This window comes from Brevundimonas sp. EU05-FHT14B11, assembly GCF_058790835.1.
Map to the genome: position 1 here is coordinate 1,081,956 of NZ_JBYTCY010000001.1, position 19,905 is coordinate 1,101,860.

Here is a 19,905-nt window from a genome sequence, read left to right on the forward strand (position 1 = left end):
TGAAGACGCGGTCCTGATCCTCAGGAGCCGCCGGACAGGCTCTCGAACCATGTCAGGGTCGGCGCATAGCTCTGCGCCGCCGCGCCCATGTGGTCGGCGCCCGGGACCGTTTGCGCCGTGACAGTCCCGCGCCGCCGGGCGTGGTCGAGGAGCGCTCGAGATGAGGCGGGGGGCACGTCCTCGTCCGCCGCGCCGATCACGATCCGGAGCGGGACGCGGGGCGTCCAGGCGGCGGTTTCGTTCTCGCGCAGGGCCCGGGCGAACCAGCCGTTTCCGGCCTTGAGCGCCGCCAAGGCTTCGGGCCGGAACAGCCGGCGCGTGTCGGAGGGCAGCTGGCCGACGATGTCCTCGGGCGAATGGCTTCCGTCGAACAGGCCGGGGACGATCCGCGCCAGTTCCGGCGTCAGGAGGGCGTCCAGCGGCTGGCCGTAGTAGTTCGCATAGGCCGTGGCGGCGAAGGCCAGATAGGCCACGTTGCGCGGGCTTTCGGCGTCGGGGCCGTCCAGCTTGCCGACGACCGCGCCGAGCAGGTCATGCGGTCCGGCGATGGCCACGGTGGCGGCCAGATCGTAGCCGCCGACGGGGCGTCGCTCGAGCGCGCGATGCAGGGCCGCGGCGCTTTGGCCGCCCTGCGAGAAGCCCATGAGAAACAGCGGCAGGCGCTCGGGAAGGCCGGGGACGGCGTCCACCCCTCGGATCGCCTTCAGCATGTCGGCGGCCGCATCGACCTGGGGCTGCGCCACCAGATAGGCCTGCGGCAGGTCGGACTCGCCCAGGCCGACGTAATCCGGCAGCAGGGTGATGTAGCCAGAGCCGGCGAAGACCGCCGCCTCCTGGTCGCCGTCGGCCCGGCCGGGCAGGGAGGGCGAGACGGCGCGCGTCGTCGTGGTGCCGTGCAGGTAGACGACCACTCCCTTGGGCGCGACGCCATGCGGAACGGCGACAAGGCCCGAGACCGGGACAGGCCGTCCCTTGACCTGGGTCCAATAGACCAGCCGGTACAGGTCGACGTCGTTGCGGACCCGGATCGCGCCCGGCAGGTCGTCTGCGGTCCGCTGGAGGGCGGCGCGATCCCGCGTCTCGATCGGGTCGAGGCGGATCACCCAACCGGGAAGCGGCGCCCCCGCCGCGGGGGGCGGGCGCAGCAGCGGCTCGCTCGGAGCGCCGACGCAGCCGGCGAGCAGACCCAGGGCGACGAGGCCGGACGCCAGAACACGAAGACGCATCACCGAACTCCCACATGTGCGAAACGCGGCGCAGGGCCGCGCGAACGGCCAAGCTCAAGGACAGATTTCGGGGGACTGTGGCGGATGTTGGCCGGGGCGGCGCGATCAGCTCGCGCGGCGGCGCAGGCCCATTTCGTCGAAGGCCGCCGTCTCGCGCTTGCCGGCGGCGATCATGGCGGCGAGGCGGGTCGTCTCGGCGACGTGCTCGAACTTCTTCAGCTCTTCGAAAGCGCCGGTCAGGGCGTCACGGGCGCCCACTTCCTCGGCGTCGATCTCGGCCACGTCGTTCTGGGCGGCGGATTTCCGCATCTTCCAGCCGTTGAGATAGGCCTGAAGCAGCATGGCGGCGTCGGCGTCCTGACGGGCGCGTTCCTGCTCGACCTCGACCTCGGCGTCGAGCACGGCCAGACGCATTTCAGCGGAGGCGCGGCGCGCGGTGATCTCGGCCAGACGCTTCTGCAGCGTCTCGACCTCGTAGTTGGAGATCCGGATCAGCGATTGGGCCCAGGCGGTCATTGGTCTACTCCGGTCACTGGCTGATCATGCCTTGGTTCAGAATTGCTTCCAGCCGGGTAAAGGAATCGGAAAGACCGGTGTGGTCGTCCTTGTCCTGACCCAGGAAAGCTTCCAGCGCGGGGTTCAGCGCGATGGCGCGATCGACGATGGGGTCGGCGCCGGTGCGATAGGCGCCGATCTTGATCAGCTCCTCCATGTTCGCATAGGCCGACAGGCATTGGCGGGCGCGCTTGTTCAGCTCGCGCTCGGGCGGCGTCTGGCAGCCCGGCAGGGTCCGGCTGACAGACTTCAGCACGTCGATGGCCGGGAAGCGGCCGCGCTCGGCGATCTTGCGGTCCATGACGATGTGGCCGTCCAGGATACCGCGCACGGCGTCCGCGATGGGTTCGTCATGGTCGCCGCCGTCCACCAGCACGGTGAACAGGGCGGTGATCGGACCGGCGGTGGTGCCGTCGGGCCGGACCGGACCCGGGCCCGCGCGCTCCAGCAGCTTGGGCAGTTCGGTGAAGACGGTGGGCGTATAGCCCTTGGTCGTCGGCGGCTCGCCCGCGGCCAGGCCGATCTCGCGCTGCGCCATGGCGAAGCGGGTGACGGAGTCCATCAGGCACAGGACCTCGAGGTCCTGATCGCGCAGGTACTCGCTGATCGCCAGGGTCATATAGGCCGACTGGCGGCGCTTCAGGGCGGGTTCGTCGGAGGTGGCGACCACGACGATGGCGCGCTTCAGGCCTTCCTCGCCTAGGGTCTCCTCGATGAACTCGCGGACCTCCCGGCCCCGTTCGCCGATCAGGCCGACGACGACGACATCGCAGGTGGCCTGCTTGGCCAGCATGGACAGCAGCACTGACTTGCCGACGCCGGAGCCGGCGAAGATGCCGAGGCGCTGGCCCCGGCAGGTGGTGGTGAAGACGTCCATGGCCCGCACGCCGAGGTCGAGACGCTCGCCGACACGGCCACGCGAGTGGGCTGGGGGCGGGGGCGCGCGCAGGGGATAGCTGGCCGGACCCTGGGGCAGCGGACCCTTGCCGTCGATGGGATTGCCGAAGGCGTCGATGATGCGGCCCAGCCAGGCGGTGGTCGGGCGGACGCTGGCGGCGGTGTCGATGATGCGGATGTCGGCGCCGGGGGCCACGCCCTCGACCGGGCCGAACGGCATCAGCAGGGCCTTGGCGTCGCGGAAGCCGACGACCTCGGCGGGCAGGGCGCTGAGGCCGCGTCCGCGCTCGATCTCGGCCCGTGCGCCGACGGCCAGACGGCTGAGCCCGCCCTTGGACTCGATCAGCAGCCCGCTGACGCCCGCGACCTTGCCGGTCACGACCAGCGGATCGATCGCTTCGACGGCGGCGGCGAGATTGCGCAAATGGGACCCCTGAACAGGCCTCCACGGATGCGGGATCGTGGTTAACCGGAGGTGAAGATCAGGGGCGAGCCGCCTCCACCAACGGTGCATAGCTCTTAAAGTCGTCGGCGGCGCCGGCGTAGAGGGCGAGAGCGGCCGCCTTGTCCGCTTCGCCCTCCTCGGTCCGCCCAAGCGCGATACGGGCCAGGCCGCGGCCGTAGAGGGAGGCCGGCAGTTCCGGGTTTTCGGCCAGGGCGGCGTCGTAGATTTCGAGCGCCGCGGCGGTGTTTCCTTGCTGCAGAAGAACCCGGGCCTTGCTGTCGAGAATGGCGGCCGAGCCGGGAGCGAGCGCGAGGGCCGCATCGCAGTCCTGCAGGGCCTGATCCAGCAGGGCGCCGACGAGGGCGGCGCTCCAGCACAGGTTGTTGAGCATGCCGGCGTCATCTGAGTGGGCGCTTCGGACGGTCTGGAAGTCCGCCGCGGCCTCGTCTGGACGCCCGAGCGTCAGCGCCGCACCGGCGCGCGCGATCAGCAGGTCGGGCGGCGGAGTCTCGCCATCAACGATCAGTCCGTTGATCAGGTCATAGGCTTCCTGCGCTCTGCCGTGGGTCAGTCGGTAGCGGGCCACCGGCAGAACCACCCGGGGATCGTCGGGATGTTGAAGAAGGATCTCGGTCGTCGCGGCCTCGAGATCGTCCTGACGATCGGCGAGCTGGAAGGCCGCGATCCGGAGCATCTTGGTGTCGATGCGCGACGGATCGGCCGCCAGCAGGGCGTCGATGTCCCGCAGAGCACGGTCAAACTGCTTCTGCGCCAGATAGGCGTTCGCCCGCATGCCGAGGGCGAACTCGTCGGTCGGCGCCTGGCGCAGGGCGCGGGTCATTTCGATCACCACATCCTGGTAGCGTCCCTCCGCCCGGGCGATCAGCGCATTGCCGTTCATCGCGATCCGTTCGGACGGATCCAGATCGACGGCCTTCTCCAGGTCGGAGGCGGCGCCCGCGCGGTCACCGGCCCAGAAGCGGTAGACGCCGCGATTGGCCCATGCCCGGCTGCTGTCCGGAGCCAGCGCGATGGCCTGGGTCGCCGCATCGGCCGCGCCGCGCGGGTCGCCGGCCCGCGACAGGGCGACGGCCCGGTCAAGCCAGGCGCCCTCCGTCGTCGGCCTGTCGGCAGCCAGGGCGGTCTGATCGGCCTCGGTCAGACGGTAACCGGTCGGGGCGATGATGCGCGGGTAGTCCGCCCGGCGGTTGTCGGCGGCGATGCGGCCCGCGTCGGCCTCGACGGCCGTGACCTCGGAGGTCAGGCTCTGCACCAGAACTTCGATCGTCGCGGTGTCGCCCTCAAGCCGGACGGTGCGGCTCATGTGATGGCCCAGCTCGGTGCGGTCGAACTGGCCTCCGGCGGTCCGGAAGCCCGCGCCGCCGTCCGGGAGGCGCACGGTCACCAGCTGCCGGTCGAAGACCGGATGGTTCACCGCATAGGGCGTGTGGCGGAACGGACCCTCGGTGCGTTCGATGGCGGAGAGCGACTGGTAGGTCGAGCCGGGCGGGATCAGGCCGCCGTTGCTCCAGTCCAGCGGCATGGAGCCCTTGACCGTCAGGGTCAGGACATTCGCTTCGCGGTCATAGCTGGAACCGATCTCGTCGATCACCACGTCGTGCAAGAGGCCGGTCCAGATGCCCCTCAGGCCCTGGTCCCTTTGCTGCGGGGTGATGAGGCCGATCTGGCCGGCGAGGGCCGCCGCCCCGTCGCCGCGCATGATCAGGGAGCCGGTGACCGGAGCGGGGGCGTGCTGCCCGGCCGTCGCGTCGAACGCGATGATGGTTTCCGACTGGGGGACGGAGAGCGGCGCGGTTTCGAGCCGTTCCAGCTGACCGTTCGCCGCGACGAGCGGCAGGGCCCAGTGTAGCGGGGGAACGATGATGTCCTCCAGCCGGCGGTCGCCCATCCGGGTGCCGTCGAGCCAGTAGGTCTTGTCCGCCACGACCGCCCGCACCAGGACGTGATCGAAGCCTTCGAGGGTCGGCAGGCGCTGGCCGACCAGGTCGCCCTGCGCGAGGCTGACGACCGCGGGTTCGGCGGAGATGCCAAGGCCGTCCAGCAGGGCGAGCAGCAGGGCCGTCTTGCCCTTGCAGTCGCCGAAACGCCGGTTCCAGGTTTCGTCGGCGTCGGCGGGGGTCATGGCGCCTTCGCCCATCAGCAGGGCGACATAGCGGATCTCGTCCTGGACCAGCCGCAGGGCGGCGGCGGCCTGAACGGCGGGGTCGTCGGACAGCGCCCGAATGCGGGCGATCTCGGCGTGCAGCGGAGAGTCCGGCGCCAGGCGGCGCGCGCGGTCGTAGAGGGGCGTGAGCGTGGCGGCGACCTCGGCCCAGTCGCGGTAGGCGCTCAGCTCGATCAGGTTGATGGCCTGGAACCGAACGGGAACGTCGTCGGGGATCAGGATGGGCTGGGCGTTCTCCCGCACGACATCGATGCTTGAATAGGCGCCGTTGCGGCGGACGGGCACAGGGATCCAGTTGTCGGTGGCGCGGACGGTGACGGGCATGGCGTTGGGCCAGGACGCCCTCACCCGCTGCCGCTCGACCACCAGGGGCATGTTCAGGTCGATGGCCTGGGCCAGTTTCTCGCCCGGGACGGAGTCGCGCGAGGTGATGGTGTAGGCGACGTCCAGCACATCGCCAACGCGCAGGCTCGCCGGCTGGAGCACCGCCGTCAGCCGGCCGTCGAGCATGGCCAGCTGCAGGTTCTCCTCACGGCGGAGCGTCTCGAAATCCTGCGACGCCAGCACGTCGATGGACTGGCCGTCGCGCAGGATGGTCACGTGGTGGATCGTGATGTCCTGGCTCTCCGGGCTCCAGGTCAGGGCGATGTTGCCCAGCGCGATCACGCCCTGGGGCGAGGCGGCCGTGCTGCGGGTCCGGATGTAGACGAACTGCTGATCGTCCTCGGCCCGGAGCTGGCTGTCGAGCAGCAGGAAGCGGAGGCCTTCGCCCGTGGCGGCGCGGGCGGGCGCGGCGGTTTCGTCGGACGGCAGGACCCAGGCGGGCGTCGGGCCCTTCAGAACCCGGCCGCCGGCCTCCGCCGGAGCGGCGAACGTCGCCAGCATCAACGCAAGGCCGATCACGGCTGTGCAGACGGCCCGCAATGAAGTCGGCATCCGGAGTTCCCCCACCCAAGGTCTCCATCGCTGATACAGCGTGAGCGCGAGAGGGCAAGCGGGTGAAACGCCGGAGGCGCGTGAGGCCCGGATTCGGCCGCGCGGGAAGTCAGTTCGCGGTCGGAACCGGGGCGTCGGACGGCGCGTCACGGCCGGTGGTCAGGATGGCGCCGACCGAGGCGACGATGATGCAGCCGATGGCCAGCCACTGCAGGCCGCTGAGCTGTTCGTGCAGCAGGATCAGGCCCGCAATGGCGCCGATGGCCGGTTCGCCGGAGAGCAGGACGCCGAAGGTGCGTTTAGGGATGTGGCGGAGCGCGATCATCTCCAGCGAATAGGGCAGGGCGCTGGACGCCAGCGCCACGCACAGGCCGACGATCAGAACGGCGGGCGCCAGCAGGTTCATCCCGGCGGTGGCGACGCCGAAGGGCAGGATGACCAGGGCGGCGGTGCTCATGCCCAGTGCGACCGACTGGCCCGCATGCATGTGCGACAGGCGTTTGCCGAAGACGATGTAGAGCGCCCAGAACACGCCCGCGGCGGCGGCGAAGGCCACGCCGACGGGATCCAGGGCATGGGCCCCGCTCCAGATCGGCAGCAGCATGCCCAGCCCCGCGACGGCGCAGGCGATCCAGACGAAATGGATCAGCCGCCGCGCGTGGATCAGGGCCAGGACCAGCGGGCCGGAGAATTCGATGGCGATGGCCAGCCCCAGGGGGATGGTGCGCAGGGACATGTAGAAGCTGAGGTTCATCAGGCCCAGCACCAAGCCGTAGAGCAGCACCCGTCCGGCGTCGGCGCGGTTCAGGCGGAACCGCCACGGCCGCCAGATCGCGACCAGCACCAGGGCGGACAGGCCGACACGCAGGGCCGAGGTCCCTTCGGCGCCGACGACAGGGAAGAGCTGCTTGGCGTACGACGTGCCGATCGCCAGCGACACCATTCCCAGCATCAACGCCAGGTAGGGCATGGCCGCCAGGAAGGCGGGGGAGGACAGGGAGCGGCGGGCGGCGGTCATGTACATAAGGAAAGCATAGTCCGGAACCGGTTGCGCTTCCCGGCGATTTCAGGTTCCAGTGCGACTGAAATCGTCATGAAGGTCCTGTATATGACGGAATTCGTCACCCTCGATGCGTTTGACCACAAGCTGCTCGCACGCGTCCGACGCAACAATCTGGAGCCGGCCCGGGTGACGGCCGAGGCCGTAGGGCTGTCGGAGTCAGCGGTTCTGCGCCGGTTGCGCCGGTTGCGGGCCGAGGGGGTGATCGTCGCCGACGTGGCGGTGGTCGATCCGGCGCGGGTGGAGCCCCGCATCGTGCTGCATGTGCTGGTGGAGATGAACACCCAGGAACGCCGCCACACCGACGCCTTCAAGGCCGCCATGGCCGCCAGTCCGGAAATCCAGGCGTGTTGGGACGTGACGGGAGAGACGGATTTCCTGCTGAATGTCTCAGTGCGGTCTATGGCGGAGTACGAAGCCTTCTGCCAACGAGAGATGACCACCGACACTCATGTTCGAGCCTTCAAGAGCATGATCACGATTCGCGAAGTCGTGAGCTTCGATCCGGCCCGGGCGGTCTTGTCCGGTCAGGGCTGATTACTTGAGGGTTAATAGCAACCTACGGGTTTATCCGCGAGACTTGGACAACCAATCGTAAAGCCACCGAGCAGCAGCATACAATCATGGGTGGCGACGCGATTGTGATCGCCCGATGCGGGAGGCTGTCATGTTCACCGGGCGTCGTCAGAACACTGAACTGCTGGACAAGGTGTCCGAACTTGAAGGGCGGATGGCGGCGATCGGCCGCTCGCAGGCGGTGATCGAGTTCAATCTCGACGGCACCATCATCAACGCAAATGAGAATTTCCTGCTGGCGATGGGCTACAGCCTGGATGAGATCCGGGGCGCGCACCACCGCACCTTCATGGACGCCGACGAGGCGGCCTCGGCCGAGTACGCGGCCTTCTGGCGCGCGTTGAACGAGGGGCAGTTCGCGGCCGGCAAGTTCCGGCGGCTGGCCAAGGGGCGCCGCGAGATCTGGCTGCAGGCCTCCTACAATCCGATCATGGGGGCGGACGGTCGCCCGGTTCGGGTCATCAAGCTGGCCGTCGACATCACCCGAGAGGAACAGGAGAGCCGCCGGAACGAGGCCACGCGGATCGAGGCGGAACAGGCGCAGACGATGCTGGTCGAATCCCTGGCCTCCAGCCTGTCGCGTCTGTCGGACGGCGATCTGACGACCTCGATCGAGGGTCAGATGAGCGGCGGGCACCAACGCATCTGCGAGGACTACAACTCGGCGATCGACAGCTTGCGCGCGGCGTTGACGCAGGTGACGGAGGCGGTCGGCGGATTGCGCGGCGGATCGGACGAGATCTCGTCGGCCTCCGACGACCTGTCGCGCCGCACCGAGCAGCAGGCCGCTTCGCTGGAAGAGACCGCCGCAGCGCTGGACGAAATCACCGCCACCGTGAAGCGAAGCGCCGAGGGCGCCCGGCAGGCCTCGACCGCGGCGGCGGGCGCACGCTCGGAAGCGGAACGCTCGGGCGAAGTCGTGCGCGACGCCATCTCCGCCATGGATGAAATCCAGAAGAGCTCGGTGCAGATCGGCGAGATCATCGGGGTGATCGACGAGATCGCATTCCAGACCAATCTGCTGGCGCTGAACGCGGGGGTCGAGGCGGCCCGGGCCGGAGACTCCGGTCGCGGCTTCGCTGTCGTGGCGTCGGAAGTTCGATCCCTGGCGCAGCGGTCGGCGGAGGCCGCCAAGGAGATCAAGGCGCTGATCTCGGCCTCGACAAGCCAGGTCGCGGCGGGGGTGAAGCTGGTGGACGAAGCCGGATCGGCCCTGTCGGCCATTGTCGTGCGGGTCGCGGAGATGGACGCGCTGGTGTCCGAAATCTCGGCCTCGGCGCAGGAGCAGGCGACGGGCCTGCAGCAGGTCAACAGCGCGGTGAACCAGATGGATCAGGTCACCCAGCAGAACGCGGCCATGGTCGAGGAGACCACGGCGGCGGCGGCGAACCTGAAGACCGAGGCCGCGCAACTGGCCGCCCTGGTCGAACGCTTCGAGACGGGCACCCGGACGGGAGCCGCGACGCCGACGGTGCACACCCTTCGGCCCCGCGCGGCTCCGCCCGCGCCGTTGGTGCGCGAGCGGGCCCGTATCGTCGCCTTCGCCGGCGGCGGCGCGGCGGGCGGGGCGGTGCAAGAGGACGGCTGGCAGGAGTTCTGATCGCCTGAACGGGCGCCACGCTGACCGCGAAGGCTTCATCCGGCCCTTGCGTCATGACGCGCCTACCCCAGATCGGAGAGGTTCAGTCCCGCAGAACGTGCTTTAATGTCACGCTCTGATCGCCGCCCGGAAACCTCCCCATGACCGACGCTTCGTACGACGCCAGCCGCCACCGCAAATCGGGCCGCGGCAAGATCTATGACTCCATCATCGACACGATCGGCGACACGCCGCTGGTGGGGCTGCCGCGCCTGTCGGCCGAATATCAGCCCAAGGCGCGGGTGCTGGCCAAGCTGGAGTTCTTTAACCCGATCGCCTCGGTGAAGGACCGGATCGGCGTGGCCATGATCGAGGCGCTGGAGCAGGCCGGGAAGCTCGGGCCGGGCAGCGTGCTGATCGAGCCGACGAGCGGCAACACCGGGATCGCCCTGGCCTTCGTGGCGGCGGCCAAGGGGTACAAGCTGATCCTCGTCATGCCGGAGAGCATGTCGATCGAGCGCCGCAAGATGCTGGCCCTGCTGGGCGCGGAGCTGGTCCTGACCCCGGCCGAGAAGGGGATGAAGGGCGCGATCGCCATGGCGCAGGACCTGATCGAGCGGACGCCCGGCGCCGTGAGCCCGGCCCAATTCGACAATCCCGCCAACCCCGCCATCCACCGCGAGACCACGGCCGAGGAAATCTGGGCCGACACGGGCGGCGCGGTCGACATCATCATCGCCGGCGTGGGCACGGGGGGCACCATCACCGGCGTCGGCCAGGCCCTGAAGGCGCGCAAGCCCTCGGTGCAGATGATCGCGGTCGAACCGACCGCCTCGCCCGTGCTGTCCGGCGGCGAGCCGGGGCCGCACAAGATCCAGGGGATCGGCGCGGGCTTCATCCCGACCATCGTCGACCGCTCGGTCATCGACGGCGTCGAACAGGTGTCGAACGAGGACGCCTTCGAGATGGCGCGCAAGGCGGCGCGGCTCGAGGGCATCCCGGTCGGCATCTCGTCGGGCGCCGCGCTGACGGCCGCTTTCCGGGTCGCGGCGCGCGAGGAGAACGCGGGCAAGACAGTGGTGGCGATCATCCCGAGCTTCGCCGAGCGCTATCTGTCGACGGCCCTGTTCGAGGGGCTGTAGGCGGGTCTGTTACCGGTTCGTTTCAGGCGCATGGCGGAAGCGGGTCGAACCTGACCGAAGCTTAACTTTACAGGATGGGCGCGGCGCGGCGCATTGGCGGACCCTTGTTCGTCGATGGAGCGGTCATGCGCGCCCTTCTCGCCTGTCTGAGCCTGCTCGCCGCCTCGCCCGCCCTGGCGCAGGACGACCTGACGACCTTGTCGGACGAGTTCAACGACGGGGCGCTGACCGGCTGGAGCCGCTTCGACCAGACCTTTGGCTGGCCCGACAAGATCAAGGCCCTGGATGTCGGCGAGAGCACACCGGGCGCGCTGCATCTGGAGCCCTATCATTCGGCCTGGGTGCGCGACCTGAACGCGCCCTTTCTGTTCCGTGAGGTACGGGGCGATTTCGACGTCCGCGCCCGGGTGAGGGTGCGCGGCCATGCGGGCGATATCCCCGGCGGGACCTGGTCGCTGGGCGGGCTGATGACGCGGGTCCCCAGCCGATTGAGCGCCGCGCAATGGGCGCCGAGGGCCGAGAACTGGCACTTCATCACCACCGGCGTGGGTCATGTCGCCGGCGAGCCGATGACGGAGACCAAATCCACCTTCAACAGCTATTCCTCGCTCAAGCTACGGCCGTTCCCGACGGGATGGGTCGAGTTGCGGCTGGTGCGGGTCGGCATGGTGCTGATCGCCCTGGCGCGGCCGGAGGGCGAGACCCATTGGCGGGTGCGCGACCGCTTCTATCGAATGGAGAACAGCCTGGTGATGCAGGTCGGGCTGATCGCCTACACGACCAGCGACGCCGTTCCGCCGGGACCTGAGAATCCGGAGGTCATCAACCGCGAGGTCAATCGCGACGCGCCGGTGGATATGATCCTGGAGGCGGACTGGATCCGCTTCTCGCGCCCGCGTCCGCAGGTTTCGCCGGACTGGTACGGGCAGGTGAGAGCCAATCCGCTGGCCGATCCCAACCTGCCGGAGGCCGAACTGCTGGCGCTTCTCGGCGACTGATGAACAGGCTTTACCCTAGGTTGTCGGAGGCCGGCGGTCGTCACAGGCGGTTAACCGCGCGCGATCTATCGTGGGCACGATATGTCCGAGCCCGCCGCCCAGCCCGAGGAGACCGCGCCCGTCGCCGGGCTTCGCGCGCGCCATGCGCTGCTGAAACGACTGGCGGACGTGGTGTCCCTGCCGGCCAGCCGGATCAATGCGTTCGAACGGTCGGTGACCGGCGACCTGCTGGTCGAGATGCTGCGGCTGGCCTCTCCGGAAGACCGGCGCAGGGTGGCCGCGCGACTGGCCCCGCTGGCGGAGCTGCCCAACGCCCTGGCGCGGATGCTGCTGCGTGACGAGCCGCAGATCGCCGGCCTGCTGATCGAGCAATGCGCGTCGCTGTCCGACGCCGATCTGGTCGCCTGCGCGCGGGACGCCGAGGTCGAGCACCGCTTCCTGATGGCCAGCCGTCGCGGCCTGTCGGAGGTGGTCAGCGAGACCCTGCTGAGTTTCGGCGAGAGCCAGGTCATCGAGGCGGTGCTGCGCAACACGACGGCGCGGCTGAGCCAGGTGGCGGTCGAAGGGGTGGTGAGCCTGAGCCGGACGGACCGGCACCTGTGCGCCCACCTGCTGAAACGGCCTGAGCTGCGTCCGTCGGGCGCCTACGTCATGTTCTGGTGGAGCGGCCCGGAGGATCGCCGGACCATCCTGCAGCGGTTCGCCGTGTCCCGGGAGGTGATGCAGGAGGTGTCCGAGGACGTCTTCGCCATGGCCGCCGAGGAAGGCTGGCAGGACCCGGTGTCGCGCAAGGCGCTGCAGTTCATCGAGCGCCGCCAGCGGAACCGCGCCGCCATCGCCAAGAGCCCTTACGGTGGCCTGGAGGAGGCGGTGGCCGCCGCGGGCCAGATGGGGCTGTCGCGAGAGATCGCGACCGAGATCGCCTACCTGTCCGGGGTGAAGCCGATCACCGGGGCCAAGATCCTGGGCGATCCGGGCGGCGAGCCGCTGGCCATCCTGTGCAAGGCCACGGGGCTTGGACGGGGCGAGCTTCAGTTGCTGTGGCGATCCATGCGGCGTCCTGAAGCTCTGTTGGACGGCTCTCCCGATCCGGTCTGGGAACGCGTGCAGATCACCTATGAGATGCTGGCCGTTGACCGGGCGCAAACGGTCCTGCGCTACTGGAACTGGTCGCTGTCTTCAGCCCTGACCCCCGCTCTACTCAGGGCGATCCGGGACGGCGAGGAGGAGGGGGTGGACGACTATTCGGCCCCGGAGCGCGCGGCGATGCTGGCGTTGGCGGAAAACTTCGGTCGCTGAACGATCAAGCCGTGGTGCCTCATCAGATTTGAGGTGCTGACACGGCGCCATTGCTTTCAAAACAGAAGCTCTCTATTCAAAGCGCCGACGATTGGTCGATGCTGATTCAGTCGAACCGAACAGAGATTGTAGGCGGGATGGCTATGGAAGAGACTTCGCAACTGCTCGAGATGACCGCCGATATCGTGTCGGCCTATGTCGGCAACAATAACGTGCAGGCTTCGGAAGTTCCTGGCCTGATTTCGAGCATCCACGCGGCGCTGTCGCAGGTTTCGACCGGTGCGGTCGAGCCGGAGCCGGAACCCCGCGAGCCCGCCGTTCCGGTCCGCAAGTCGATCACGCCGGATTATCTGATCTGTCTGGAAGATGGTCGCAAGTTCAAGTCGCTGAAGCGCCACCTGCGCACCAAGTACAACATGAGCCCCGAGGAATACCGCGCCAAGTGGAACCTCCCGAAGGACTATCCGATGGTCGCTCCGAACTACGCCAAGGCGCGTTCGGATCTGGCCAAGCAGATGGGCCTGGGCCAGGGCGGCCGTAAGCCGGCCCGCACCGCGACCCGCGCCAAGAAGTAAGCGTCCGCAAGGACAGACGAAGACGCCCGCCGGATCGCTCCGGCGGGCGTTTGCGCGTGTGAAGTGACTAGTGGCCAGTGATTAGTGGCTAGCCACCAGCGTGCGGCCGCGCCGTTCGAGCCGCCCTTCCGCGACCAGAGAATTTGCAAACACCAGCCACTTGTTATGCGGCCTGAGCGCCGCGGCGCATGCGCCAGAAGCGCAGGGTGCGGAGCGCCGCCTCGCGGCTGAGTTCGGCGTACATGCGGGCGTAGGAGTGGGCCTTGGCCATGGCGTCGCCGTCGTCGTTCAACAGGACCACGGCGTAGGTGAGGAACAGGGCGCGATCGAGATCGGCCGCCTTGCAGACCACGGCGAGGGCGTCGAGTTCGCGTCGATCGACGATCTGGCGCGCGGTGTGGAAGTCGATGTCCGACAGCTGGGCCAGGGCGATCAGGAAGGAGGTCCGACCGCCCGAGCGGAGGAAGCGAGCCAGCATCTGGGGCGTCAGTTGCCCAGCGGCCTTCAGCTCCTCGACGTAGGCGAGACATTCCGAATAATCGGCGGGCAGTGCGCCGTCGTCGGTGGCCACGCGCGCGCGGCCGGCGGCGAGCGCGGCGTCCAGCAGGGCCGGATCCATGCGCGCGTTCTGTTCGAGAATCTGGTTCCGCAGACGCGCCTCGACGACGAAATACATATCGTTGAGCAGGTCGGCGGGCAGGCCCACGCGAGAGACGGTGGCGTCATGCAGGGCCGGATTGGCCTTGGCCCGCTCGACGGCGACCTCGGAGGCCTTGCGCGACAGGCGGGCGCCGTCGTTGCGCAGCAGGGTCCCGAGCGTCTCGTCGTCGCCGCGCTCGACAATGACCTCGGAGATGGCTTCGGAGACCGAAGGGCGTGCCGAGACGGCGCGCAGGTGATCCTGGCCATGGTTGCGCACGACGCCCAGCAGGTCCTCGTCGGTCAGCACGGGCGAGTGGGCCAGGACGGCGCCGGCGACGGCGGCCTCGTCATTGGCCAGGCGGCGGATCAGGGCGTGGGGCGCATCCGGGGTGTTGGCGAAGCGGCTGGAGAGCTCCGCGCGGACGGCCGTCTCCATATCGTCGGCCAGCTTGGCCAGGACGGCGCCGTAGAGGGTGTCTTCGGTCGCGGTGCGCGCGGGCGAACCGAAGAAATGCTCGGTCAGTTCGCGCAGCAGGGCCCGGCGCTTCTCGCTCGACCCTTCTTCAGCGAGGGCGATCAGATCGGGCAGGCGCGACACGGCCACGGTGTCGCTCACTGATAGTCCCCTTCCGGCGCGGCGGGCTGGGCACGGACACGGCCCTGGGCGTCGCGGATCAGGGTCGGCGCCTGCTCCGGCTGGGCGAGGTCCTGGGATGCAATGGTCACGGGCGTGGTGATGGCCAGGGCGTCGACATAGGTCGGCTGGGGCAGGGTCAGGGCGTCGGGTTCGCGCCCGTTCTGGCGATGCACCGAATAGTAGCGGGCGCTCTGGGCGGAGGGACGATCCTCGGGGTTGGCGGCGACCATGGCCACGCGAGGGGACGGGGGCGCGGCGCGGGCGGGCTCGACCTGCTCCTGAGGGGCCGGGGCGGCCTGCGCCGCGGGAGCCGGCGTCCGCTGCAGGCGGAAGATCGGAGCGTCGCGGCGAGGCGCCATGGGGTCGTCCGACGGACCCGCGACGGCGGCGGCGGGAGGAGGAGCGGCGAGGGCGATCTCGGCGGGCGCCGGCTGACCCCGTCCGCCCTGGTCAGGGAGGAAGTCGGGAACGGCGCGGGCCGAAGGCGCTGGTGGCGGTGGCGTGACCGGGGCGGCCATGGCCACCGGCGCCGGCGCCGCAACGGGCGCAGGCGCGCGGAGCCAGGCGGTGGCCGGGGTCAGGGTGCGGCGCGGCGCGTCAGAGGCGACGGTCGGGGTTGCGGGAGGCGCCTCGTAGGCGCCGCCGTGAGGAATGACACGATTGGAGCGGCGCGGTTGCGCGTCAGGGCGGGCCGAGACGTCGGCGAGCGCAGGCGCGGCGGCGCCGGCTCCGCGGCCGGCCCAGTTCAGATAGCGGGCCTGGGTCGGCGCCGGGGTCTGGGCGGCGGCCACGCCGACGGCTCCCGTCGTCGCGAGGACGAGGACCGCAAGGCCGAGGGTCTGGCAGTTGGCGCGACGCAAGGGGCGTCTCCGAACGCGGGGAGTTGGAGAGGCACGGTATCCGCGGCGGGCTTAACCCGTCGCTAACGCCCGGATCAGGAGAGATACGCCCGCACGCGGCGCTCAACGAGACCGACCACACCGCTGAGCGCCAGCCCCATGGCCATCAGGCAGATCAGGGCCGCCAACATGTCGGCGGTGCGCAGGCGGTTGCCGGATTCGAGCAGCCGCCAGGCCAGGCCCTGGGTCGCGCCGGAGCCGGAGACGAACTCTGCGACCACCGCCCCGATGACCGCCAGACCCGAGGCGACGCGAAGGCCCTCCAGCGCGAAGGGCAGGGCGGCGGGGATGCGCAGGCGAATGAGGCGCTGGATGCGTGAGGCGCCGTAGAGGTCGAACAGGCGTTCGAGGTCCGGGTCGGCGGACTTCAGCCCCGTCAGGACGCCCGAGAAGATCGGGAAGAAGGCGACGGCGGCGGCCAGGGCGACGACCGCGCGGTCGGCGTGGTCGAGCCCGGCCCAGATCAGGACGAGGGGCGCGATGGCGACGATCGGGGTCACCTGCAGGGCCACGGCGAGCGGACGGACGGCGTGCTCGGCCGTGCGGCTGATCGACACCGCCAGAGCCAGGCCGCCGCCGAGCAGGGCCGCGACAGCCAGGGCCTGCAGCGCCATGCGGAAGGTCTGGAGGGCGGACCCGGCGAGAATGGGCGCGCGTTCGACGAGGGAGACGACGACCGCGCTGGGCGGCGGCAGGAAGTAGACGGGGACCTGCCACAGGCGGCAGGCGATCTCCCAGACCGCGAGCAGCAGGGCGATCAGCGCCAGCGGGGCGACAAGGCGGCTCACGCGACGCGGTCCGGCATGGCGTGGGCGAGGGCGGCGGCCAGGGTCTCGACCGTCTCGCGGTAATCGGGATCGGCGCGCCAGCCCGCCTGGCGCGGGATATCGCCTGGCGTCGGGCGTGCCATGGCCACCTGTCCGCTGACGGCGTCGAGCACGACGGTGCGTCCGGCCAGATAGACGGCTTCCTCGATGTCATGGGTGACGAAGACGATGGCGGGGCGTGGCGACCGTCCGGCCCAGAGGCTGTGCAGGTCCTCGATCAGATGGCGGCGGGTGACGCTGTCGAGCGCGGCGAAGGGCTCATCCAGCAGGAGCAGGTCGGGCTGGGTGACCAACGCCCGGGCCAGGGAGGCGCGCATGGCCATGCCGCCCGAGAGCTGGCGCGGGCGGGCGGTCAGGCGTTCGCCGAGGCCGACGGAGGCGAGGGCGGCGGCGGCCAGGGCGCGGGCCTCGTCCTTCGGCGTTCCGGACAGCTCGAGCGGCAGGGCGACATTGGTCTGGGCGTCCGCCCAGGGCATCAGGGTGGGAGATTGGAAGACGAAGGCGGTGCGGCCCGGGGCGGTGGTGATCGCCTGGCCCTCGGATGGGCGCTCCAGTCCGGCGAGCAGGCGCAGGGCCGTCGATTTGCCCGCACCGGAGGCGCCGACGACGGCGACGATCTCACCCGGGGCGACAGACAGGTTCAGGGGGCCGATGGCGGCCCGGTCCGCATAGCGGACGACGGCGCCGGTCAGCGCCGCGACGACGTCAGCCACGGCCACGCCCGGGCAGGTATTGGGTGGTGAAGGCCTGCCGCCAATCCAGGTTGGTCGGATAGACGCCGGCCTGGCTGGTGACGTCGAAGAAGGCCTGCCAGCGCTCGTTGGTCATGGTTCCGAGGCCATAGAGGGCGGCGTCTCCGCCATCGACGATGCCGTTGGCCTTCAGCTTGGCGCGGGCCTGATCGAGAATGTCCTGGGTCATCTCCGGATTGTCTTTCCGGATCAGGGCGTCGGCGGCCTTGCCGTCGCCCTGGATGTAGTCGCGCCAGCCTTCGGCCGAAGCGGCGATGAAGCCGCGCAGGGCGTCGCCGTTGTCGCGAGCGAAGGCGTTCGGGGCCAGCACCATGGTGGCGTAGGAGGGGTAGCCTTCGTCGGCGAGCAGGAAGACGCGCGGCTCGAAGCCCGCCTCCTTCTCGATCGTGTAGGGCTCAGACGTCAGATAGCCCTGCTGCACGGCGCGCGGGTCGGCGAGGAAGGGCGCGGGGTTGAAGGTGTATTTGCGGACCTGATCGTCGGTGAAGCCGTACCTGGCCTTCAGCCAGACCCAAAAGGCGTTGATCGAGGCGTCGGCCAGAAGGAAGGGGCGTCCCGCCAGGTCCGCGATGCTCCTCAACGCGGGATCCGGGTGGGCGATGAGGACCTGCGGATCCTTCTGGAAGAAGGCGGCGACGGCCTTCACCGGGGCGCCCTCGGCGACCAGGCTCATGGGGATGAAGCTGTTGGAACCCATGCCCAGTTCGACGGCGCCGGCGGCAAGCAGCTGAGGCACGTTCACGCCCGGGCCACCCTGGATGATCTGGACGTTCAGGCCGCGCTTTGCATAGGCCCCCGAGGCGAGCGCCTGATAGAAGCCGCCGTGCTCGGCCTGGGCGCGCCAGTCGGTCGCGAAGCGCAGGCGAATGCGGCCATCGGCGTCGGGTTCGACCTCGGAACGGTTGCAGCCCGCCAGCACGGTCGTGGCGGCCAGAGCCCCGGCTCCGGCGAGCAGGGTGCGGCGGTCGGGTGCGAAACGGCGATTCCCACGCGAGGTCATGGCCTTATGTACGGCCAAGGCGATGGCGGCGAAAGGGCGAAGGAGAACGGCGCCAGACGCCGGAATTGAGCGAGGGGACGAAGGGCCTCGGCGAACCGGTGCTCCTCGTCCCCTCGCCAAGTCCGGGTTGGACTTGGCCTTTGAGGTTTCAGACCCTGGCTTCAGCATCAGCGGAGCGAACCCCGGCGATGGTCAGCTGTATCTTCTCGCGCTCCTGGTCTCCGGCGTTCCACAGGTCTGGCCTGCGCCGTCCTTCGATCCTGATCCGGTTCCCTTCCGGTTCCGTCTCTGGCCGAAGCCTTCGACATTCCCTTGGAGCCTTGATCCTGCCTCCCGCCCGTTACGGTCCAAAGACCGCCCGCAGCGTCGGGTCAGAGAGCCGGGCCGGTTCGCCTTGAGCCCCGGGTCTCCCCGGATTTCCGCGCCGCCGTGTCCCTCGGCCTGATCAAGCTCGCTCTAAATCCCGGATCCAGCAAGCACCCCGAATCATCCGGTTGTGGACGATTTTCGGGATAAAACTTGTCCGAACCCTGTATCGACTTTCGTACGGCAACGAATTTCTTCGAATTGTGAAGCTATTGCAGCGTTATTCACAGGGGCGCGAAACAGGGTCAATTCTGATCCGAATCGCCCGGAAATTCGCTCACCCGGAGACGTTGCGGTCCAGCCAGCCGCTGATTTCCTTGAGCGCTCGCCGGGCGACCGGACCGCCGAAATGGATGAAGCCGTGTGGGGCGAGCGGAATCTCGATCAACTCCGAGCGCGCGGCGGCGGACCAGGCGTCGGCCATCAGCAGGCTGTCGTCGCGCAGGGGATCCAGATCACCGGCGATGAAGAGAGCGGGTGGGAGACCGCGCATTGAGGCCTGCAGCGGGGAGACGTCGGGACGACGGCGCCCGGCCTCGTCGCGATCAGGCAGCAGGCGCCCGAGATCGGCGGCCAGGGTCGGGCCGTTGAGGATCAGGGCGTCCCGGCCCGCGGCGCGGACGGACGGCGTGCCGCTGAGATCGTAGACGCCATAGACCAGGACGCAGCCGCGCACCGCGCCGAGGCGGCCCTCGTCGCGCAGGGCCATGGTGGTCAGGGCGGCCAGGTGGGCGCCGGCGGACTGGCCGCAGATGAAGACATCGGTCGTGCCGAAACGGGCGGCGGCGTGGTCGATCAGCCAGCGCCCCGCGGCGGCGCAGTCGGCGATGGCGTGCTGGAGCAGGACGCCTCGGGTTTCGCTGAGCAGGCGATAGTCGACCGAGACGACGGCCAGGCCGGCTTCGGCGGCGAGGTCGGCGTTGAGATGATCGTTGAGACCCGCGCTGCCGACAACCCAGCCGCCCCCGTGCATGTCGAGGACCACGCCGCGCGGCGGGCCGGGCGGATGCAGGATGCGCAGGGTGACGTCGCCGTCGGGAGAGGAAATACACAGGGTCTCGACGCGGACGCCGCGACGGCGGAGCCAGGCCGCAGTGACCGCCTGGGCCGCTCCCCCGAAGGCGCCGCTGGCCCACTGGCCGGCCTGCAGTCGCCAGCCGTCGGTCTTGAGGCGAGGCATGACGCCGAGCGCGGCGTTGGTCCGGGCGGCCGCGCGGCGTTCGGACGGGGTCAGCTCAAGACGGCGGACGGCAGCGGGCATGGCGGAAGGCTAGGCCGAACGGCCGCGCTTGGCGATGCGGCGTTCGGA

17 protein-coding genes are annotated in these 19,905 nt (G+C 69.6%); 6 read left to right on the forward strand and 11 right to left on the reverse strand.

Annotated elements, in window-relative coordinates:
• Nucleotides 1-20 precede the first annotated feature (20 nt).
• The 5 genes from AC3WRV_RS05380 to AC3WRV_RS05400 form a co-directional block, all read right to left on the reverse strand.
• On the reverse strand, nucleotides 21-1,226 hold the full coding sequence (locus AC3WRV_RS05380) for an alpha/beta hydrolase family protein (protein WP_492312430.1): 1,206 nt from the start codon (nucleotides 1,224-1,226) through the stop codon (nucleotides 21-23).
• 105 nt (nucleotides 1,227-1,331) lie between these two features.
• Nucleotides 1,332-1,742 carry a flagellar export protein FliJ gene (locus AC3WRV_RS05385; RefSeq protein ID WP_492312431.1) on the reverse strand — a complete coding sequence of 137 codons (411 nt, stop codon included), beginning with the start codon at nucleotides 1,740-1,742 and terminating at the stop codon, nucleotides 1,332-1,334.
• Nucleotides 1,743-1,755: 13 nt separating this feature from the next.
• A complete protein-coding gene (gene fliI, locus AC3WRV_RS05390; RefSeq protein WP_291832623.1) occupies nucleotides 1,756-3,102 on the reverse strand; it encodes a flagellar protein export ATPase FliI in 1,347 nt (448 codons plus the stop codon).
• Between the two features lie 58 nt (nucleotides 3,103-3,160).
• Complete coding sequence (locus AC3WRV_RS05395; protein WP_492312432.1) at nucleotides 3,161-6,244, reverse strand: DUF3857 domain-containing protein; 3,084 nt, start codon at nucleotides 6,242-6,244, stop codon at nucleotides 3,161-3,163.
• A gap of 109 nt (nucleotides 6,245-6,353) precedes the next feature.
• Nucleotides 6,354-7,268: an EamA family transporter gene (locus tag AC3WRV_RS05400; RefSeq protein WP_492312433.1), complete on the reverse strand. Its 915-nt coding sequence runs from the start codon at nucleotides 7,266-7,268 to the stop codon at nucleotides 6,354-6,356.
• 84 nt (nucleotides 7,269-7,352) lie between these two features.
• On the opposite strand from AC3WRV_RS05400, the gene AC3WRV_RS05405 reads away from it, so the two are divergent.
• From AC3WRV_RS05405 to AC3WRV_RS05430, 6 genes are all read left to right on the forward strand, one after another.
• Nucleotides 7,353-7,841, forward strand: a complete 489-nt coding sequence (locus tag AC3WRV_RS05405) for an Lrp/AsnC family transcriptional regulator (RefSeq protein WP_492312434.1) — start codon at nucleotides 7,353-7,355, stop codon at nucleotides 7,839-7,841.
• A 130-nt stretch (nucleotides 7,842-7,971) separates the two neighbouring features.
• On the forward strand, nucleotides 7,972-9,480 hold the full coding sequence (locus tag AC3WRV_RS05410) for a methyl-accepting chemotaxis protein (RefSeq protein WP_492312435.1): 1,509 nt from the start codon (nucleotides 7,972-7,974) through the stop codon (nucleotides 9,478-9,480).
• Between the two features lie 140 nt (nucleotides 9,481-9,620).
• The gene (gene cysK / locus AC3WRV_RS05415; RefSeq protein ID WP_291832608.1) at nucleotides 9,621-10,601 is read left to right on the forward strand and encodes a cysteine synthase A; all 981 of its coding nucleotides are present in this window, start codon (nucleotides 9,621-9,623) and stop codon (nucleotides 10,599-10,601) included.
• A 125-nt stretch (nucleotides 10,602-10,726) separates the two neighbouring features.
• Nucleotides 10,727-11,599: a DUF1349 domain-containing protein gene (locus AC3WRV_RS05420; protein WP_492312436.1), complete on the forward strand. Its 873-nt coding sequence runs from the start codon at nucleotides 10,727-10,729 to the stop codon at nucleotides 11,597-11,599.
• Nucleotides 11,600-11,680: 81 nt separating this feature from the next.
• A complete protein-coding gene (locus AC3WRV_RS05425) occupies nucleotides 11,681-12,898 on the forward strand; it encodes a DUF2336 domain-containing protein (protein ID WP_291832602.1) in 1,218 nt (405 codons plus the stop codon).
• Nucleotides 12,899-13,041: 143 nt separating this feature from the next.
• Nucleotides 13,042-13,473: a Ros/MucR family transcriptional regulator gene (locus tag AC3WRV_RS05430; RefSeq protein WP_291832600.1), complete on the forward strand. Its 432-nt coding sequence runs from the start codon at nucleotides 13,042-13,044 to the stop codon at nucleotides 13,471-13,473.
• Nucleotides 13,474-13,636: 163 nt separating this feature from the next.
• Here the strand turns inward: AC3WRV_RS05430 and AC3WRV_RS05435 are convergent, their stop codons facing one another.
• The 6 genes from AC3WRV_RS05435 to AC3WRV_RS05460 all read right to left on the reverse strand — a co-directional run bounded on the left by AC3WRV_RS05435 (nucleotide 13,637) and on the right by AC3WRV_RS05460 (nucleotide 19,857).
• Entirely contained in the window at nucleotides 13,637-14,731 is a 1,095-nt protein-coding gene (locus tag AC3WRV_RS05435) for a DUF2336 domain-containing protein (protein WP_492312437.1), read from the reverse strand.
• On the reverse strand, nucleotides 14,728-15,612 hold the full coding sequence (locus tag AC3WRV_RS05440) for a hypothetical protein (RefSeq protein ID WP_492312438.1): 885 nt from the start codon (nucleotides 15,610-15,612) through the stop codon (nucleotides 14,728-14,730). The genes AC3WRV_RS05435 and AC3WRV_RS05440 overlap by 4 nt, the downstream gene beginning before the upstream one ends.
• 74 nt (nucleotides 15,613-15,686) lie before the next feature.
• Complete coding sequence (locus AC3WRV_RS05445; RefSeq protein ID WP_492312439.1) at nucleotides 15,687-16,439, reverse strand: ABC transporter permease; 753 nt, start codon at nucleotides 16,437-16,439, stop codon at nucleotides 15,687-15,689.
• Nucleotides 16,436-17,191, reverse strand: coding sequence for an ABC transporter ATP-binding protein (locus AC3WRV_RS05450; protein WP_291836264.1), 756 nt, complete (start codon nucleotides 17,189-17,191; stop codon nucleotides 16,436-16,438). Before AC3WRV_RS05450 ends, AC3WRV_RS05445 begins: the two co-directional genes overlap by 4 nt.
• Nucleotides 17,184-18,230 (reverse strand): ABC transporter substrate-binding protein, encoded by a 1,047-nt coding sequence (locus AC3WRV_RS05455; protein ID WP_291836261.1) that lies wholly within the window; start codon nucleotides 18,228-18,230, stop codon nucleotides 17,184-17,186. The genes AC3WRV_RS05450 and AC3WRV_RS05455 overlap by 8 nt, the downstream gene beginning before the upstream one ends.
• Nucleotides 18,231-18,873: 643 nt before the next feature.
• On the reverse strand, nucleotides 18,874-19,857 hold the full coding sequence (locus AC3WRV_RS05460; RefSeq protein WP_492312440.1) for an alpha/beta hydrolase: 984 nt from the start codon (nucleotides 19,855-19,857) through the stop codon (nucleotides 18,874-18,876).
• Between the last annotated feature and the right edge of the window lie 48 nt (nucleotides 19,858-19,905).

What these genes read in the sequence shown, in the direction of transcription:
- AC3WRV_RS05380 (WP_492312430.1), bottom strand. Translation starts at nt 1,226, where the DNA reads ATGCGTCTTCGTGTTCTGGCGTCCGGCCTCGTCGCCCTGGGTCTGCTC.
- AC3WRV_RS05385 (WP_492312431.1), bottom strand. Translation starts at nt 1,742, where the DNA reads ATGACCGCCTGGGCCCAATCGCTGATCCGGATCTCCAACTACGAGGTC.
- AC3WRV_RS05395 (WP_492312432.1), bottom strand. Translation starts at nt 6,244, where the DNA reads ATGCCGACTTCATTGCGGGCCGTCTGCACAGCCGTGATCGGCCTTGCG.
- AC3WRV_RS05400 (WP_492312433.1), bottom strand. Translation starts at nt 7,268, where the DNA reads ATGTACATGACCGCCGCCCGCCGCTCCCTGTCCTCCCCCGCCTTCCTG.
- AC3WRV_RS05405 (WP_492312434.1), top strand. Translation starts at nt 7,353, where the DNA reads ATGACGGAATTCGTCACCCTCGATGCGTTTGACCACAAGCTGCTCGCA.
- AC3WRV_RS05410 (WP_492312435.1), top strand. Translation starts at nt 7,972, where the DNA reads ATGTTCACCGGGCGTCGTCAGAACACTGAACTGCTGGACAAGGTGTCC.
- cysK (WP_291832608.1), top strand. Translation starts at nt 9,621, where the DNA reads ATGACCGACGCTTCGTACGACGCCAGCCGCCACCGCAAATCGGGCCGC.
- AC3WRV_RS05420 (WP_492312436.1), top strand. Translation starts at nt 10,727, where the DNA reads ATGCGCGCCCTTCTCGCCTGTCTGAGCCTGCTCGCCGCCTCGCCCGCC.
- AC3WRV_RS05425 (WP_291832602.1), top strand. Translation starts at nt 11,681, where the DNA reads ATGTCCGAGCCCGCCGCCCAGCCCGAGGAGACCGCGCCCGTCGCCGGG.
- AC3WRV_RS05430 (WP_291832600.1), top strand. Translation starts at nt 13,042, where the DNA reads ATGGAAGAGACTTCGCAACTGCTCGAGATGACCGCCGATATCGTGTCG.
- AC3WRV_RS05455 (WP_291836261.1), bottom strand. Translation starts at nt 18,230, where the DNA reads ATGACCTCGCGTGGGAATCGCCGTTTCGCACCCGACCGCCGCACCCTG.
- AC3WRV_RS05460 (WP_492312440.1), bottom strand. Translation starts at nt 19,857, where the DNA reads ATGCCCGCTGCCGTCCGCCGTCTTGAGCTGACCCCGTCCGAACGCCGC.